The sequence below is a fragment of the Synechococcus sp. CBW1002 genome (assembly GCF_015840915.1).
Classification (GTDB): domain Bacteria; phylum Cyanobacteriota; class Cyanobacteriia; order PCC-6307; family Cyanobiaceae; genus CBW1002.
The window spans coordinates 2,620,694-2,634,148 of record NZ_CP060398.1 but is presented as its reverse complement, the minus strand read 5'-3'; the positions used below and the strand labels follow the sequence as shown (position 1 = coordinate 2,634,148).

At 61.7% G+C, this 13,455-nt stretch carries 13 protein-coding genes and 1 pseudogene; 9 read left to right on the top strand and 5 right to left on the bottom strand.

Going from position 1 to position 13,455, the window contains the following annotated elements; translation table 11 throughout:
- The first annotated feature begins 2 nt into the window (after positions 1-2).
- From H8F24_RS13045 to H8F24_RS13035, 4 genes are all read left to right on the top strand, one after another.
- Positions 3-548, top strand: a complete 546-nt coding sequence (locus H8F24_RS13045; RefSeq protein WP_231597822.1) for a hypothetical protein — start codon at positions 3-5, stop codon at positions 546-548.
- Between the two features lie 179 nt (positions 549-727).
- Positions 728-2,071 (top strand): IS110 family transposase, encoded by a 1,344-nt coding sequence (locus tag H8F24_RS13040; protein ID WP_231597702.1) that lies wholly within the window; start codon positions 728-730, stop codon positions 2,069-2,071.
- A 99-nt stretch (positions 2,072-2,170) separates the two neighbouring features.
- Positions 2,171-2,680 (top strand): transposase, encoded by a 510-nt coding sequence (locus H8F24_RS19555; protein WP_197157219.1) that lies wholly within the window; start codon positions 2,171-2,173, stop codon positions 2,678-2,680.
- Positions 2,677-3,735: an IS3 family transposase gene (locus tag H8F24_RS13035; RefSeq protein ID WP_231597781.1), complete on the top strand. Its 1,059-nt coding sequence runs from the start codon at positions 2,677-2,679 to the stop codon at positions 3,733-3,735. Before H8F24_RS19555 ends, H8F24_RS13035 begins: the two co-directional genes overlap by 4 nt.
- 105 nt (positions 3,736-3,840) lie before the next feature.
- Here H8F24_RS13035 and H8F24_RS13030 read toward each other — a convergent pair whose 3' ends face one another.
- Positions 3,841-5,082: an IS5 family transposase gene (locus tag H8F24_RS13030; protein WP_231597821.1), complete on the bottom strand. Its 1,242-nt coding sequence runs from the start codon at positions 5,080-5,082 to the stop codon at positions 3,841-3,843.
- 225 nt (positions 5,083-5,307) lie between these two features.
- Between H8F24_RS13030 and H8F24_RS13020 the strand changes: the two genes are divergently transcribed.
- Positions 5,308-5,520, top strand: a complete 213-nt coding sequence (locus tag H8F24_RS13020; protein ID WP_197169898.1) for a DUF3955 domain-containing protein — start codon at positions 5,308-5,310, stop codon at positions 5,518-5,520.
- 255 nt (positions 5,521-5,775) lie between these two features.
- Positions 5,776-7,398, top strand: coding sequence for an FAD-dependent oxidoreductase (locus H8F24_RS13015; RefSeq protein WP_197169897.1), 1,623 nt, complete (start codon positions 5,776-5,778; stop codon positions 7,396-7,398).
- On the opposite strand, the gene H8F24_RS13010 is transcribed toward H8F24_RS13015, so the two are convergent.
- Together H8F24_RS13010 and H8F24_RS13005 are read right to left on the bottom strand one after the other, a co-directional pair.
- Positions 7,395-7,571 (bottom strand): hypothetical protein, encoded by a 177-nt coding sequence (locus tag H8F24_RS13010; RefSeq protein ID WP_197154405.1) that lies wholly within the window; start codon positions 7,569-7,571, stop codon positions 7,395-7,397. The genes H8F24_RS13015 and H8F24_RS13010 overlap by 4 nt on opposite strands.
- 510 nt (positions 7,572-8,081) lie before the next feature.
- On the bottom strand, positions 8,082-8,933 hold the full coding sequence (locus tag H8F24_RS13005; protein WP_231597819.1) for a shikimate dehydrogenase: 852 nt from the start codon (positions 8,931-8,933) through the stop codon (positions 8,082-8,084).
- Between the two features lie 262 nt (positions 8,934-9,195).
- Here H8F24_RS13005 and H8F24_RS19545 point away from each other — a divergent pair, with 262 nt between their 5' ends.
- Positions 9,196-9,477, top strand: a complete 282-nt coding sequence (locus H8F24_RS19545) for a hypothetical protein (protein WP_231597818.1) — start codon at positions 9,196-9,198, stop codon at positions 9,475-9,477.
- Here the strand turns inward: H8F24_RS19545 and H8F24_RS12995 are convergent.
- Positions 9,435-9,617: pseudogene (locus tag H8F24_RS12995) on the bottom strand (chlorophyll a/b-binding protein); the annotation flags it as partial. The gene H8F24_RS19545 and the pseudogene H8F24_RS12995 overlap by 43 nt on opposite strands.
- A 172-nt stretch (positions 9,618-9,789) precedes the next feature.
- Here H8F24_RS12995 and H8F24_RS12990 point away from each other — a divergent pair.
- A complete protein-coding gene (locus tag H8F24_RS12990) occupies positions 9,790-10,338 on the top strand; it encodes a hypothetical protein (protein WP_197169896.1) in 549 nt (182 codons plus the stop codon).
- Positions 10,335-11,222, top strand: coding sequence for a hypothetical protein (locus H8F24_RS12985; protein ID WP_197169895.1), 888 nt, complete (start codon positions 10,335-10,337; stop codon positions 11,220-11,222). The genes H8F24_RS12990 and H8F24_RS12985 overlap by 4 nt, the downstream gene beginning before the upstream one ends.
- A 137-nt stretch (positions 11,223-11,359) precedes the next feature.
- On the opposite strand, the gene H8F24_RS12980 is transcribed toward H8F24_RS12985, so the two are convergent.
- Positions 11,360-12,961: an APC family permease gene (locus H8F24_RS12980; RefSeq protein ID WP_197169894.1), complete on the bottom strand. Its 1,602-nt coding sequence runs from the start codon at positions 12,959-12,961 to the stop codon at positions 11,360-11,362.
- Between the last annotated feature and the right edge of the window lie 494 nt (positions 12,962-13,455).

Below are 13,455 nucleotides of genomic sequence, written 5' to 3'. Positions count from 1 at the left end.
CGATGCGCACCTGTCTCCACCTGCTGCTGGCCGTCTCCCTGGTGCCGCTGCCGGCACCAGCAGCGGAGGTCTGCACCCCATCAGAAAGCACCGTGGCCGAAACCCGCTGCGTGATGGAAGCCCTCCAAGCCAAGGATCGGGAGCTGGAGAAGGCCTTGGTGCGGGTGGCCAGCGAGGCCAGGCAAGTGCCCAGCGAAACCTTCCAGACGCTCTGGCGCGACAACCTCACCGGCTTCTACGAGTTTGCTGAAAAACCAACCCACGAGCCAGTTTTCCACAGGCATCAGTGGATTTCCGGCTCAAAAAGACGGATCGGCGGCTATCAGAGCCGCAAACAGCCCGATTTCGGCATCGTTGGCCTCTCTGCAAGGCATTGGTTGAGGCCTATTGGGCACACCTCTGGACAACGGGCTGTTCATGCCGCCTCCATCCCCCAGTGTCAGCAAACGAACCAGTACGCGCGTACGCCCTCGCGCCCGAAACACCCACGGCCAAGCCAGAGCGCCCTTGCCACTCTGGTCATGAGGACATCGGGCCATGGCCGATGACATCTTTGGAGGCCTGACCCCGAAAGCAAACGTGGCCTGGGATTCGAATTGCGCTCCCTGCCCTGGCGACGGCTCGACTGACCAATGAGTTAGTCGGCCGATCCCGATTAGGAATTTGCTGATTTTAGTGCGCGAATCCTGCCTGATGCCCTCCCGATCACCTAGTGAGTCCTTAAGCCATGGGAGAACCAATTTCAGCAGGCAAGCGCCGAGCTCGTCTGAAAGTCATTAACCCTCGTTCCGCTGGAATTGATGTCGGCAGTAGATTCCACGTTGTTGCTGTTCCTGTCGAGCTTGATCCGAATCCCGTCCGCAAGTTTTCAAGCTTCACAAAGGATCTAATCGCACTCGCCGAATGGCTGCTGGCAGTTGGAATTAGCACCATTGCCATGGAGTCCACTGGAATCTACTGGGTTCCGCTTTACGAGATTCTCTCTGGCAAAGGCATTGACGTCTTTCTTGTTAATGCCAGGCACGCCAAGAATGTTCCGGGCCGCAAGACGGATATCAACGATGCACAATGGCTTCAGCAGCTCCACAGCTACGGCCTGGTGAGAGCAAGCTTTCGTCCAGACCAAAAAATCACAGAACTACGCTCATATCTGCGGCAGCGTGATCAACTTGTTCGATACCGCTCGTCTCATCAGCAACACATCCAGAAGGCGCTGATGCTTATGAATCTTCAGCTTCATCATGTTGTCAGAGATATCAGCGGACTAACCGGTAGGCGAATCATCGATGCCATACTTTCAGGTGAGAGGGACCCCGAAAGACTCGCTTCTCTCCGAGACAGACGCTGCAAGGAGAGCGCGGCAACAATTGCGGCTGCTCTTGAGGGGAACTACCAAGACGATCACTTGTTCTCTTTGAAGATCGCAGTTGAGCTCTTTGACACCTATTCAGAGAAGATCAGGGCCTGCGAGCTTGCGGCACAATCATTGATGACAGAGCTTGCCGGCTCGGACTATCAAGATCCAGGCAGTCAACCTGGGGATTGGAAGATATGCGGACATGGCTTTGCATTTAACCCAACCCACCTAATTCAAGCCTTGTCAGGCCACAATCTTCTAAGGCTTCCGGGATTAGGACCAACAACAGTTCTCACGCTCATTAGTGAGTGTGGGTTGGACATGAAGCGCTGGCCCAGTGCCCAGCATTTTGTGTCATGGCTGGGACTCAGTCCTCAGAACAGGATCTCAGGGGGAAAGGTACTTTCTTCACGAACACGACAGGGCACTACGCGAGCAGGTAGTGCCTTTTGGATGGCTGCCGTACCGCTGGGAAGAACGAATACTGCACTGGGTGCTTTTCAACGTCGTCTGGCAGCACGTGCCGGAAAGAGTAAAGCATTAATTGCTACTGCCCGAAAGCTTGCCATTCTTTACTACAAGACGCTCCGTGATGGTTTGGTATATCAGGATCCCGGTGCTGCCGCATATCAGGAGGAATCAAGGGATCGTCAGATTCGTGGTCTCCAGCGACGCGCCATTGCCCTTGGTTTTCAACTTGTTGCCTCTGCTTGAGGTGTGGTCAGTCAGCCGAGATCCCTGTTGGCCGTTGGTGTTTCTTAGGAAGAAGTCCGCTCGGTTTGACCCGTCCACCTGGGGGCCCAACCGACGACTATGCAACCGCCCTATGACGCCGCTCTGCGGGAAGCCGTCCGCCTGCGGATGAGCCCTCCGAACCTTGAGAGCGTGGCTGAGATCGCCCGCGACACCGGGATCACGGCGCAGACCATCTACAACTGGCGGAGCCAGTGGCAGAAGCAGGGCCAGCTGGTGCCTGCCACGAACCGGCCGCCGGAGCAGTGGAGCGCTGCCGACAAGCTGGCAGCCGTGATCCAGGCCGCAGGACTGAACGGAAGCGAGCTCGGGTCGTTCTGCAGGGAGCGGGGGCTGTACCCCAAGCAGGTTGCCCGTTGGCGCCAGGCCGCCGAGGATGCCAATGGCCCCAGCGCGCCGAGCATGGCTGATCAGCGGGAACTGCAACGCAAGAATCAGGAACTGGTCCGGCGGAATCGCCAGCTGGAGCGTGAATTGCAGAAGAAAGAAAAAGCACTGACAGAAGCGGCGACGTTGTTGATGCTCTCAAAAAAGTTCAACCAGATCTTTCAACCGGACGAGGATCCTTGATTCCGTCTGGCGATCGCGGTGCGATCGTCGCGCTTCTACAGGAAGGCATCAGTCGTGGCCTTTCGGCCAAGGCCATTGCTGATCTTTTCGGCCTGGCGACACGCACGCTGAGGCGATGGGGCTTGATGATTCGGACCCAGGGATTCAGCTGCGATCAACGCAAGGGAGCGTCCAGGCATGTCATGCATCGTTTCAGCGAGGAGGAGCGCCAACAGGTGTTGTCCACTGTCAACGATCCACGCTTTGCCGATCTCACGCCTGGTCAGATCGTGGCGATCCTTGCCGAGGAGGGAGTCTACGTGGGATCGGAGTCAACGATTTACCGCATCATGCGCCAGGAAGGCCTGTTAAATCATCGCGGCAGGAGCCGCCCACCGCGGGAGCCAAGAGAGCCACCCGTGCTGGAGGCAACGGGCATCCATCAAGTGCTGGCCTGGGATATCACCCTGTTGCCGGGGCCTGTGAAGGGTCAATTCTACTACCTTTATATGGTGATGGATGTGTGGAGCCGGCGCATCCTTGGCGTTGAGGTGCACGATCGTGAATGCGGCGAACTGGCCAAGCACTTCTTTGATCGTGTCTGCCGTGATGAAGGGATCAGCTCGGGGTCGACCACGATCCTGCACGCCGATAACGGAGCACCCATGCGCTCCTACACCTTGGCCGCCAAGCTGGCCGAGCTCGGCATCTCCCTGTCATTCTCGCGGCCGCGGGTGAGCAATGACAACGCCTACGTTGAGTCATGGTTCCGAACCATGAAATATCACCAGAGCTATCCAGTGCGTCGTTTCCGGGATCTTCTCTCAGTGCGTGCCTGGGTCGATGGTTTTGTTGACTGGTACAACGCTGAGCATCGTCACAGCGGCATCAAGTATGTGACGCCCAATCAACGTCACTACGGAGAAGCTGACGCGATCTGCAGAGTCCGTCAGCAGACCTATGAGCAGGCGCGTGCGCAACATCCACGCCGCTGGGCCAGGCCACCTCGCGATTGGGCTCAGCCAACAGTCGTGCGGGTCAACCATCCCAGACCGCAGGACACTGTCGCTGCTTGAAGATCAGAAACCCAGGCCCCAGGGGGTTGTGGTTGGACCGCCCGCAAGAGGCGGGCCGGCCTCAGCCTCCGACCGGGGGCCGGCCGCTCAAGCCTGCGCTCCTGATCAACGCGCGATGACGATCAACATCCGATCTCGAAGCCCATGATCCTCCATCCGGAGTAGGCTTTCTGAGGTACTCAGATCAGTACCCTGAGCGGACATCTTTGCTGATAGGCGCCGCATCGCGGGCTTGAGCAGGTTGCCCAGGCGGATCAGGTTGTAGGCGATCACATGCAGGCCAAACACGGCGCCGACCTTCTCGGTACCGCGCAGTTTGAACTGGCGCAGCCCTCCGAACGCCTTGATCCAACCAAACACCTTTTCGATCCCCCGGCGGGCGTTGATCGATTTGGAGTAGCCCACGTGACGGGTGGTGCGGCCATCAATGGCTGAGCCACCGCTGCGGGCCGTGTTCTGGGCCACGTGGGGCGTGACACCGATCCGCCGCATCTCAGCGACAAACCCTTTGGTGTCGTAGTTCTTGTCGGCGCCGACGGTCTTCTGGTGGGCACCGGTGAGGTCTGCTGCCATCTCTTTGGCGGCATCCCGCTCACCGGTGCCCGTGGCCTGGGTGACGCGGCAATCGACGATCAGGTCGTGGCGGTTGTCCATGAGGACATGGCCCCGATAGCTCAGCTGCGCTGGATGGGCATTCGATTTCCGGGCCAGCCGTGCCTCAGGATCGGTGCTGGAGCGGTGGGTCTCGTTGCTGAGCTTGATGCCGCGAAAGTCCCCTTTGGCGCGCTTCTTTCCCTCTTTGGGAGCACCGAATCCTTCGCCAGGACCTGTGGGCGGAGGCGGAGGATCCTCCTGGCCATCGATCCGCTCCAAGGAAGCGTGTGACGCCCAGGCCTGGAGCAACGTGCCGTCCACCGAAAAGTGCTCGTCACTGAGCAGCGGTTTGACCTCGGGTGCTCCCATCAGCTTCTCCAGGAACAGCCCCATGACGTCGTCAGTGAGGAGCCGATCACGATTCTTGGTGAATGTGGTCGGATGCCAGATCGCATCGTCAGGGCTCAAGCCCACAAACCAGCGGAACAGCAGGTTGTAGTGGACCTGCTCCAGCAGCAGCCTCTCGGAGCGGATGCCGTAGAACGCCTGCAACAACGAGGCCAGCAGCAGCTGCTCTGGCGGCACCGATGGTCTCCCTTCTGAGGCATACAACCTGCAGAAGGTGGGATTGAGTCGATCGAGGGCCTGATCCGCCAGCTTGCGAATCCGCCTGAGTGGATGGCTGGTCGGGATCCGCTCCTCGATCGAGACGTAGGAGAACAAGGAGCCGCTGCGCTCCTGCTGACCTCGCATCAAACCTGGGGCAGTTGCCCTATTTTCGCAGAGGCGGCGGGGTTTTTCAGCAAACTCCTACAAGACGAGTGCCGACCCAAACGAGCAGGCGCGTGCTTTCCGAGCCGAACGCCGCAAGGTGTGCGCCTACGCCAAGTCGGTGAGCTTCCAGGGGACGGGCTACGGCATCTTCACGACGCGCTGTGAGCTGGCGCTCACCCAGACCCTGCTGGAGCAGCTGCGGCCATGAAACGCCCGCTCATCCGCCTATCGCTGTTGCTGCTCGCTGGTTCAATGGCCTGCTGGGTCGCCTATCGGCTGATCGGCGTTCATGTGGATGCAGATGGCATCCTGCGGGAGGCCTTTCCTCTGATCCCTATCGGTTATGTTCTGGGCTTAGGTGGCGTTGGGGCTGGGATCGCTGGCCTGCTGTGGAGAGAGCCAGCAAAGCGCCGGTAAGGCTCAGGACCGAGCCACCTCCGAACGCTGCTCCTGAGTGGCAGGCAATGACTATCTGGCACGTGAAGTGAGCTTGTGGTGGTCTGTCCACTCAAGGGAAATGTCAGCCATGCCGCTACACAGCAAACAGAGGGGGCATGGGCTGATGAGCGCAACCGAACGAGATCGCACCAATGCGATCAGTGTGCGACTGACAGGCAAGCTCCATCACTCTTTGAGTAACTTGCAAAAGATGAGCCGACGTTCGTAGCAGCCATGCCAGACGAGACCATGCCCGGCGGAAGACCATCCCATGTCGTCGTCATCGGAGCCGGATGGGCTGGTTGGGGCGCAGCCAAGGCACTCTGTGAAACCGGTCTTCGTGTCAGCTTGATTGATGGGATGCCCGATCCAACAGGCAGCCAACCAATCACAACCAAAAGCGGCAAACCGTTCGAGGCAGGCACCCGAGGTTTTTGGAAAGACTATCCCAACATCAATGCCCTGACTGATGAACTCGGCGTTGGTGATATCTTCACTGACTTCACAACCAGTGCCTTCTGGTCTCCCGATGGGTTGGAAGCAACAGCACCTGTCTTTGGAGAGACACCCCAATGGCCAAGTCCGCTTGGCCAGATGGTGGCGACAATCACCAACTTCACACGACTACCCATCCAAGACCGGCTCAGCATCGCAGGGCTTTTCTATGCAATGCTTGACCTCTATCGCAGCGACAGGATTTTCCAGCAGTACGACGACCTCGATGCGCAATCACTCTTTGTCAAGCTCGGCATCAGCGATCGGCTCATCAATGAGTTCTTGCGTCCCACCTTGCTGGTTGGTTTGTTCAAGCCACCCGAAGAGCTTTCGGCCGCGGTCACCATGGAGCTCCTCTATTACTACGCCCTGGCCCATCAAGACTCCTTTGATGTCCGTTGGATCAAGTCGAAAAGCATCGCCGAACATCTGTTTGCGCCTCTGAGTCGAAGGCTGATCTCCCGCCATCATCTGCAGGTCCTTGGGGGAACGTTGGTGAGACGGGTGACGATGTCGTCTGACACGCGGCGTGTCAGCTCGGTTGAGGTTAAGAACGTGGCAACCAATACAGTTCGGGTGATTGACGAGGTGGATGCTGTGGTCTTGGCCGTTGGTGCAAAAGGGCTCAAGTCTCTGATGGCTCAATCTCCTGAACTCAGCAAGGCAGCACCAGAGCTTGTTAGCGCTGCTTCGCTTGGTTCCATCGATGTCGTGTCAGCACGTCTATGGCTGGATCGTTATGTTCCAATCGCTTACCCAGCCAACGTTTTTTCCCGCTTCGAATCACTGAAGGGCTCTGGGGGCACTTTTTTCATGCTGGATCAGCTGCACAAGGATGCGCAACAGGTTCTCTGGGGTGATGAGCAGCCCCAGGGCTCAGTGGTCGCCAGCGACTTTTACAACGCATCGGCTATCGCAGCGATGAGCGATCAAGAGATCATCGATCGGCTCACGCGTGACCTGCTCCCCATCGCTCATCCTGAATTCACCAATGCCAGGGTGGTTGATTCCGAGGTGCGGCGCTATCCGGGCTCGGTGTCGCTCTTTTCTCCGGGCAGTTTCAGAAAACGGCCACCCTTGGAAACCTCAGTGGAGTCGATCGTCTGTGCTGGCGACTGGGTGCGGATGGGCGACAAAGAACATGGAGCCAAGGGTCTGTGTCAGGAACGAGCCTATGTGTGCGGACTGGAGGCAGGGAACTCCCTGATCAGGCGCAAGATTGTCAATGGTGCCGATCACACGCATCCCGTTCTCCCTATTCGGGCAGACGAGCCACAAGTGGTTCTAGGCCGTGCTCTCAACAAGCTCGTGATGGATCCAATCGAAGCCCTTGGTCTGAAACTGCCGTGGTTCAACTCCTAACGAGTGCTGGACTGACGGCCGACCGCATTCAGGGCCCTCTCGCTGGGGGTGCCCCGCTCGTGCAGCATCGGCTCGATGCGGAAGTTGAGGTCACTCACAATCTTGTATTGCCGCCTGGGTTCCCGTGTCCACACCAGCACGGCGGCGGTCTCCAGGGAGCTCCAATGGGGCAAAACGTCTGAAATCGGGCCTTCTGAGTCGCTGAAACGCTGAAAACCAGTTCGAACGGAGCGCGATCAAGCTCTCTCAGGAAGACAAAACGCGGCATTTCAGCCGGTTTTTCCGCAAACTCTTGATCCGCCGACACCGTATTCAAGAAAGCGGCCGCTCCCCTGACTAAGGCGAGGCCTTGCGCTTGTGTCTCGCATGTCCCGCCTTCGTCTCGGGTGCTGGCGGCACGATGAGCATGCTCCCGGGGCGCCCCCGGCCCCGGCCGGCAGGGAGTCTGCCTGATTGGTGGCTCAGCCTTCGTCACCAACCAAGGGTCATTGTCGAAGGCCCCGTCGTCGTTGGGAACTCTGCGCAAGCCAGTTGGCATCCGCTGACCTGTGCAGGATTGAATCTTGCCACCACGCCACCCACTGGCCAGCGTGGCGACAGGCCAGTGGGTGCCTGGGTGCGATCACTTGGACCGGATATGCGACCCGGATGAGCAAAACATCCGCCGATGCCGGCAAGGGCCGTCAAGGCTCCCCGAGCGCATCGGCCACGGCCTGTTGGAACACCACTTCCTCGGGCGTGATGCCCGTCCAACGCTCAAAAATCTGCATGGCCAGCTGGACCAGCATCTCCACCCCGTCGACAATCGGACAGCCGCGCTCCCGGGCGGTGGCCAGGAAGGGAGTGAGACGCGGATTGGTGATCACATCCACCACTGTGCAGGAGCGATCGACCGAATCCCAGAGCAGCGGCACCGGCTCCCGCTGGGGCGCGCAACCGAGATGGGTGGCATTCATCAGCATGGTGGTGCCCGGCGGCAGGGCCACCTCGCCCTGCCAGGGCTGCCAGTCGGTGGGGACGCCGGAGGCCCTGCGCACCAGCTCAGCCACTTCACGCCCCTGTTCCTCACGGCGGGTGACCAGGGTGAGATGGGCTGCGCCAGCCCAGGCGAGTTCCACAGCCATCGCGCGACCAGCACCACCGGCTCCCAGCATCACCACCCGAGCTCCCTGCAGCGGAGAGACCTTCTCGATCGCCTTGACCAGCCCCTTGCCATCATTGTTATGGCCGATCAGACGGCCCGATTCGATGGTGAGGTAGTTGGCGGCACCGATGGCGCGCACATCGTCGTCGACCTCATCCAGCAGTGGAATCACCGCCACCTTGTAGGGAACCGTGATCCCGATACCCCGATAGCCCAGGGGGCGCAGCGCCGCCACCGCCAGGGCGAGATCCTGCACGTTGCCGATGTCACTCTTCAAAAACTGCCAGTTGAGGCCGTAGTGGGCGTAGACGGCATCGAACATCCGGTCGATCGGGTTTTCCGCCACCGGGTGGCCGAGCATCCCGGTGATCTGTTTCTGGGCTGGGATCATCAACCGCAGGCAAAGAATCCCATCTTGGCCGAACCTGGACATCGCGGCCTGGGCCCCTGCCGCATCATCCTGATGGCACGGCCACTCGGCGGCGGCATGATGCATCGGGCCGATCGGTTGATCAGCCCATCAAGGCAGATCCTGGATCATGCAATCGATGCCAAGTGTCTGCAATGGTTTGACGCGAGAACACGTTCAACGGATGGTCCAGGGATACATTCTTCGAGGCCCGATGGTGACCTCAGTCAACGTTTCTCTGGCCATGGACCCCGACCACGCGACCGTTCAGACTTCCCTGCCCTGGTTGGAGGACGACGACCGGGCCCGCATCGCCGCTGCCCTTCGCTACATGGGCAGGGATCTGCAGCATCGCTCCTACGCGGTGAACTCGGAGCGGCGTGAGCTGCTCTGGCAGGAGATGGACCGTTGCCTCGAACTGGCTGAGCGGATCGACCCTCAGCCCAAGTTGGCGGATCTGGCGAAACCTGGTGAACCGGCGGCTCAGAGACAGAAGGGCAGCAGGTTGGTGTGGCAGGCGGCATAGCCATCCACCAGGGGACCCAGACCGATCTGGTGAACGATGCTGAAGCCCGTGAGACCCTCCACCACCACACCGATCAACAGACCGAGCATGGCGGCGCGGCCGTTGAACAGCTCCACCTTCTTCAGCTGCTCGACGTGGGCCTCGCGGGTCGACTCGGACGAAGCCTAGGACACGGCGGCGGAGCTGTTCATGGCAAAAGGTTGCGTTCTGTAAAGAACCGTAACACGGTGGTTAAGGAAGCGGCGAGCACCTGGGTGGTCGTGTCGTGTGCGTGCTTGCTACCACTGCGGCAATCGCCCCGATCGGCCCTCCATGAATCGAACGCTTCGCTGGGTCGTGGCCGGCGTGCTCGCCGCCGCCCTGCTGCTGGTGGCGGTTGTGGCCCTTCCGTTCGCAGACTGGTTGCCTGGCGGCACCGTCGCCGATGTGCCGACATCGCAGGTGGTGAACGGTTCGGCCTTCAACCGCCTGTTCCCCGAACCGGAGACCGGGGAACAGTTGGTGTTCACGCAGGAGAAGCGAGGGTTCGCCCAGGCCCGTCTGCGCCAGGGAGATGAGCTCAGGGCCCTGCTCTCGATTTCCGATGTGATCACAGCCCCCGATGCCAGGGCCAAGTTCTCCGCCAGCCGTGCCGTGATCAAGGGCTGGCCACTTGTCGAGCAGGGTTCCCAGGCCAGTGCGCTGCTGGTGGCCGATCGCTTTCAGGTGAAGGTGATCGGCCAGGGGGTCGGCATGGATCCCCAGCAACGTCATGCGGTGCTTGAGGCCTTTGATCTGACCGGTCTTGCGGCCCTCAAGCCTGCCCTCACCGGCGCGGTTCCTCTGCGCCTGCTCCTCGCCAGGGCCGAGGTGAGCGCATGAGCGGCACGGTTCTGGAGCGGCTCGAGCGCCTGCCGCGCCGTGGTCTCACTGTGCTGGCCCTGAAGGGGGTCAGCACCCTGGTGCCGGGGACGTGGCACAACATCACCAGTGCCGATGCGCTGATTGCCGATGTGCTCGGCGATGACGACCCGGCGTTGATCGCGTCCGTGCGACGCCGCGCCGATGCGCTGAGCCGTGCCCGTCATGAGGGTTACGGACGTGCCCTCAGCCTCTACGACGCGGTGAACCGCTCCCAGAAGGCCGCCGGCGGGCTGCGCATCGCCGCCAATCTGGGTGGCGCCCTGCCACTGGTGAAACGGCTCGCGTCTCTGACTCCTCCTTCAGAGAAGCTGCAGGCGGTGGATCTGGCCCTCAAGGTCTCGGCAGAGATGCTCGCCTTCACCCAGGCAAATGGCCTGCCCGGCGACAGCTTTGCCGAATTCGCGGCGTCCCTGCGGGACTACGGCACTGAAGCGCGGGTCCGGATGGCCGCGATGATCTGCTTCGATGCCCTGCTTCCCCTCGGTGATCAGGCTCTCCAGGGGCTGGATGGTCTGTTGGGCCAGGTGGGATCCAGCGATCTCCGCCAGTGGCCGGCCTATCGGCGCATGGCCGCTCTGCTGCCCGGCCGGGGCGATCAGGCACACCTTGGTTTTCTACGTCGCGGCGTGGAGCCATGGCTCGACTGGTCCGAAGGGCTGGTCAGGCAGCTGGGGCTGACGGGACAGCGCGCCGTCCATGCCCTCGAGGGGGCGATCGGCCCCTGGCAAGGGGGCTTCGATCAGCTGGCCGTGTTCCTCGATGCCTTCACCGACACCTACTCGCACACCGGGGTGCAGGCGGTGGCCAGGCGCCTGGTGGAGCGGGCCGCCGCCGAAATCTGAGCTGGATGGAACTGATCTCCCGATGTCCGGTCGGTGCCAGCTGATCCGATGGCTCCCAGTCCAGACCCTGTGCCTGCTCCAGGACGGGGAGCCCGCGTCGATGGCGGGGCCAACTGCCTGGCCCCGCGCCCTGAGGATCAGTCGGTTCCGATCCTTGCCCAGGGCGACACCACCGACAAGCGCGAACGCACTGCCAGCGGGAACACCAGCAGCGCCCAGGCCCCCAGCAGGATCAGCTGGGCGGCGAGCGGGAGCGGCCGGGCGGTGATGGCCACCAAGCCACCGAGATAAAGGAACCACCACAGCCCCTGGAGCAGGTTGAGCGGGGCGTGGGGCTGCTCGTCGGTTTGTTCGCCGGTCTGCACAGCCCCATGGTGTTGCCCAGGCTGCCGGCCCTGGAGGGCCAGCCACACAAAGCCGATCGCCGGCAGCAGCACGATCAGCACGGCACCGCGCAGGGAGGTGGTGCCGCACCAGCTGATCGCCCAGGTAGCCAGCACGAAGGCCAGCGGGCACCAGAGCCCGGCGCAGGGAAGTCGGTAGGGCCGAAAGGTGGCCGGGAGCTGGATGCGCAGGGCGGCCAGGCTGACCGGGCCCATGGCCAGGGCAATCACCAGGGTGGCCGTGAGAAGACTCACCACGTTCTGCCACCCGGGCCCGATCAGCAGCATGCCGATGCCCAGGATGAGAGAGATCAGCAGAGCCACCGACGGCACGGCCTGGCGATTGATCCGGCCGAGCACGTTGGGCAGCAGACCGCAGCGCCCCATCATCCAGCCCACCCGAGAGGCGGCCCCCATGTAGGCCATGGCGGTGGCCGTGGGTGACACCACTGCATCCAGAAGCAGCAGTCGGCCGACCCAGCCCAGGCCCAAGCCAAGGGCCAGGGCCACCAGCGGTCCGCCGTGGGCGCTGAGGCGGAGCGCGGCCCAACCGGCGGAGAGCTGGTCGGGGGGCACCGCGACGAGAAAGGCCAGTTGCAGCATCAGGTAAATCAACAGGGAGATCCCCAGTCCCAGGGCCATCGCAACCGGCACGGTGCGCTGCGGTTGGCGGGCTTCTCCGGCCAGGTCCATGGCCGTGCGAAAGCCCAGCAATGAGAACAGAATCCCGCCGCTGCTGATCGCCCGCACCATGCCCTCCAGGGTGGCCCCCGCCGGCTGGGCCACGGGTACCAGGTTGGTCCAGTGGCCGGACCTCAGCATCAGGGTGATCGAGACGACCAGGGGGACCACCAGCTTCCAGCTGGTGAGGCCGTCGATCCAGCGGGCCAGCCAGCCCACTCCGGCCAGGTTGATCCAGGCCAGCACGACCAGGAGCAGGCTGGCCAGGGCCAGGCCGGCGCCGCTGAGCACCTGGCCGGCACCCTCGTCGGCGGTGAGCCAGGGAGCACTGCTGGCGAGGTACTGCATCACCGCCATCACCTCGATGCTGGGGAGAGCCAGATAGGAGACCCAGGCGCACCAGCCGCCGATGAAGCCGGCGGTGCGGCCGTGACTGAGCAAGGGGATCTGGGCGAGGGCCCCGGAACTGGTCACCAGGGCCCCGAGCTCTGCAAACACCAGGGCCAGGGCAAAGGCCAGGAGTCCCCCCAGCAGCCAGGCGCCGAGGGCGGCCGGTCCGGAGAAGCGCGCGGCATAGAACGGGGCGAACAGCCAGCCAGACCCAATGGTGCTGGTGACCACGGCCAGAGTCATCGAGCGGAGACCGAGCTGGCGGGAGAGGCCGGTATCGCTCATCGACGGGAGGGGAGCAGCTTGGCTGCGGTCATCCTGCAGGCGGACTGGACTCCACGCGGTTCAGATGTGGCCCCATGGACACAATCTCCACAGCCCCGAGAAGATCATCCGCAGATTGCACACATCAGAGCAGTTCCTCAACCAGAGTCAGTCCCTCAACGTTGGGCGATGGGATCAGAGTGATAGTCCGGTCTGCTTGATGCAACCGGTGATTCTTGTCTGAATCCATGCAGAGACCCAGCCGCAGAGCTTTCAGGCAAGCGTCCGGCAGCAGGTAACGCCTGGGAACGTCTCAGGTTGCGTTGTGTGGGTGACGATCGACACGGCCATGGACGTGCCCTGGAGAAGGAGATCTTCCCGGAAGACGACCCCGGTGATCAGAGCATGGAGGTGGGCTTCAGAGCCTTGAATGCGCCGATCCAGGCATCATGCAAGCGGTCGCGCTTCCCAGCGCCGGACAACGATCCGAGGATCCATGAAGTTAGGCTGAAGCA

What these genes read in the sequence shown, in the direction of transcription:
- H8F24_RS13045 (WP_231597822.1), top strand. Translation starts at nt 3, where the DNA reads ATGCGCACCTGTCTCCACCTGCTGCTGGCCGTCTCCCTGGTGCCGCTG.
- H8F24_RS13040 (WP_231597702.1), top strand. Translation starts at nt 728, where the DNA reads ATGGGAGAACCAATTTCAGCAGGCAAGCGCCGAGCTCGTCTGAAAGTC.
- H8F24_RS19555 (WP_197157219.1), top strand. Translation starts at nt 2,171, where the DNA reads ATGCAACCGCCCTATGACGCCGCTCTGCGGGAAGCCGTCCGCCTGCGG.
- H8F24_RS13030 (WP_231597821.1), bottom strand. Translation starts at nt 5,082, where the DNA reads ATGCGAGGTCAGCAGGAGCGCAGCGGCTCCTTGTTCTCCTACGTCTCG.
- H8F24_RS13020 (WP_197169898.1), top strand. Translation starts at nt 5,308, where the DNA reads ATGAAACGCCCGCTCATCCGCCTATCGCTGTTGCTGCTCGCTGGTTCA.
- H8F24_RS13015 (WP_197169897.1), top strand. Translation starts at nt 5,776, where the DNA reads ATGCCAGACGAGACCATGCCCGGCGGAAGACCATCCCATGTCGTCGTC.
- H8F24_RS13005 (WP_231597819.1), bottom strand. Translation starts at nt 8,933, where the DNA reads ATGATCCCAGCCCAGAAACAGATCACCGGGATGCTCGGCCACCCGGTG.
- H8F24_RS19545 (WP_231597818.1), top strand. Translation starts at nt 9,196, where the DNA reads ATGGACCCCGACCACGCGACCGTTCAGACTTCCCTGCCCTGGTTGGAG.
- H8F24_RS12990 (WP_197169896.1), top strand. Translation starts at nt 9,790, where the DNA reads ATGAATCGAACGCTTCGCTGGGTCGTGGCCGGCGTGCTCGCCGCCGCC.
- H8F24_RS12985 (WP_197169895.1), top strand. Translation starts at nt 10,335, where the DNA reads ATGAGCGGCACGGTTCTGGAGCGGCTCGAGCGCCTGCCGCGCCGTGGT.
- H8F24_RS12980 (WP_197169894.1), bottom strand. Translation starts at nt 12,961, where the DNA reads ATGAGCGATACCGGCCTCTCCCGCCAGCTCGGTCTCCGCTCGATGACT.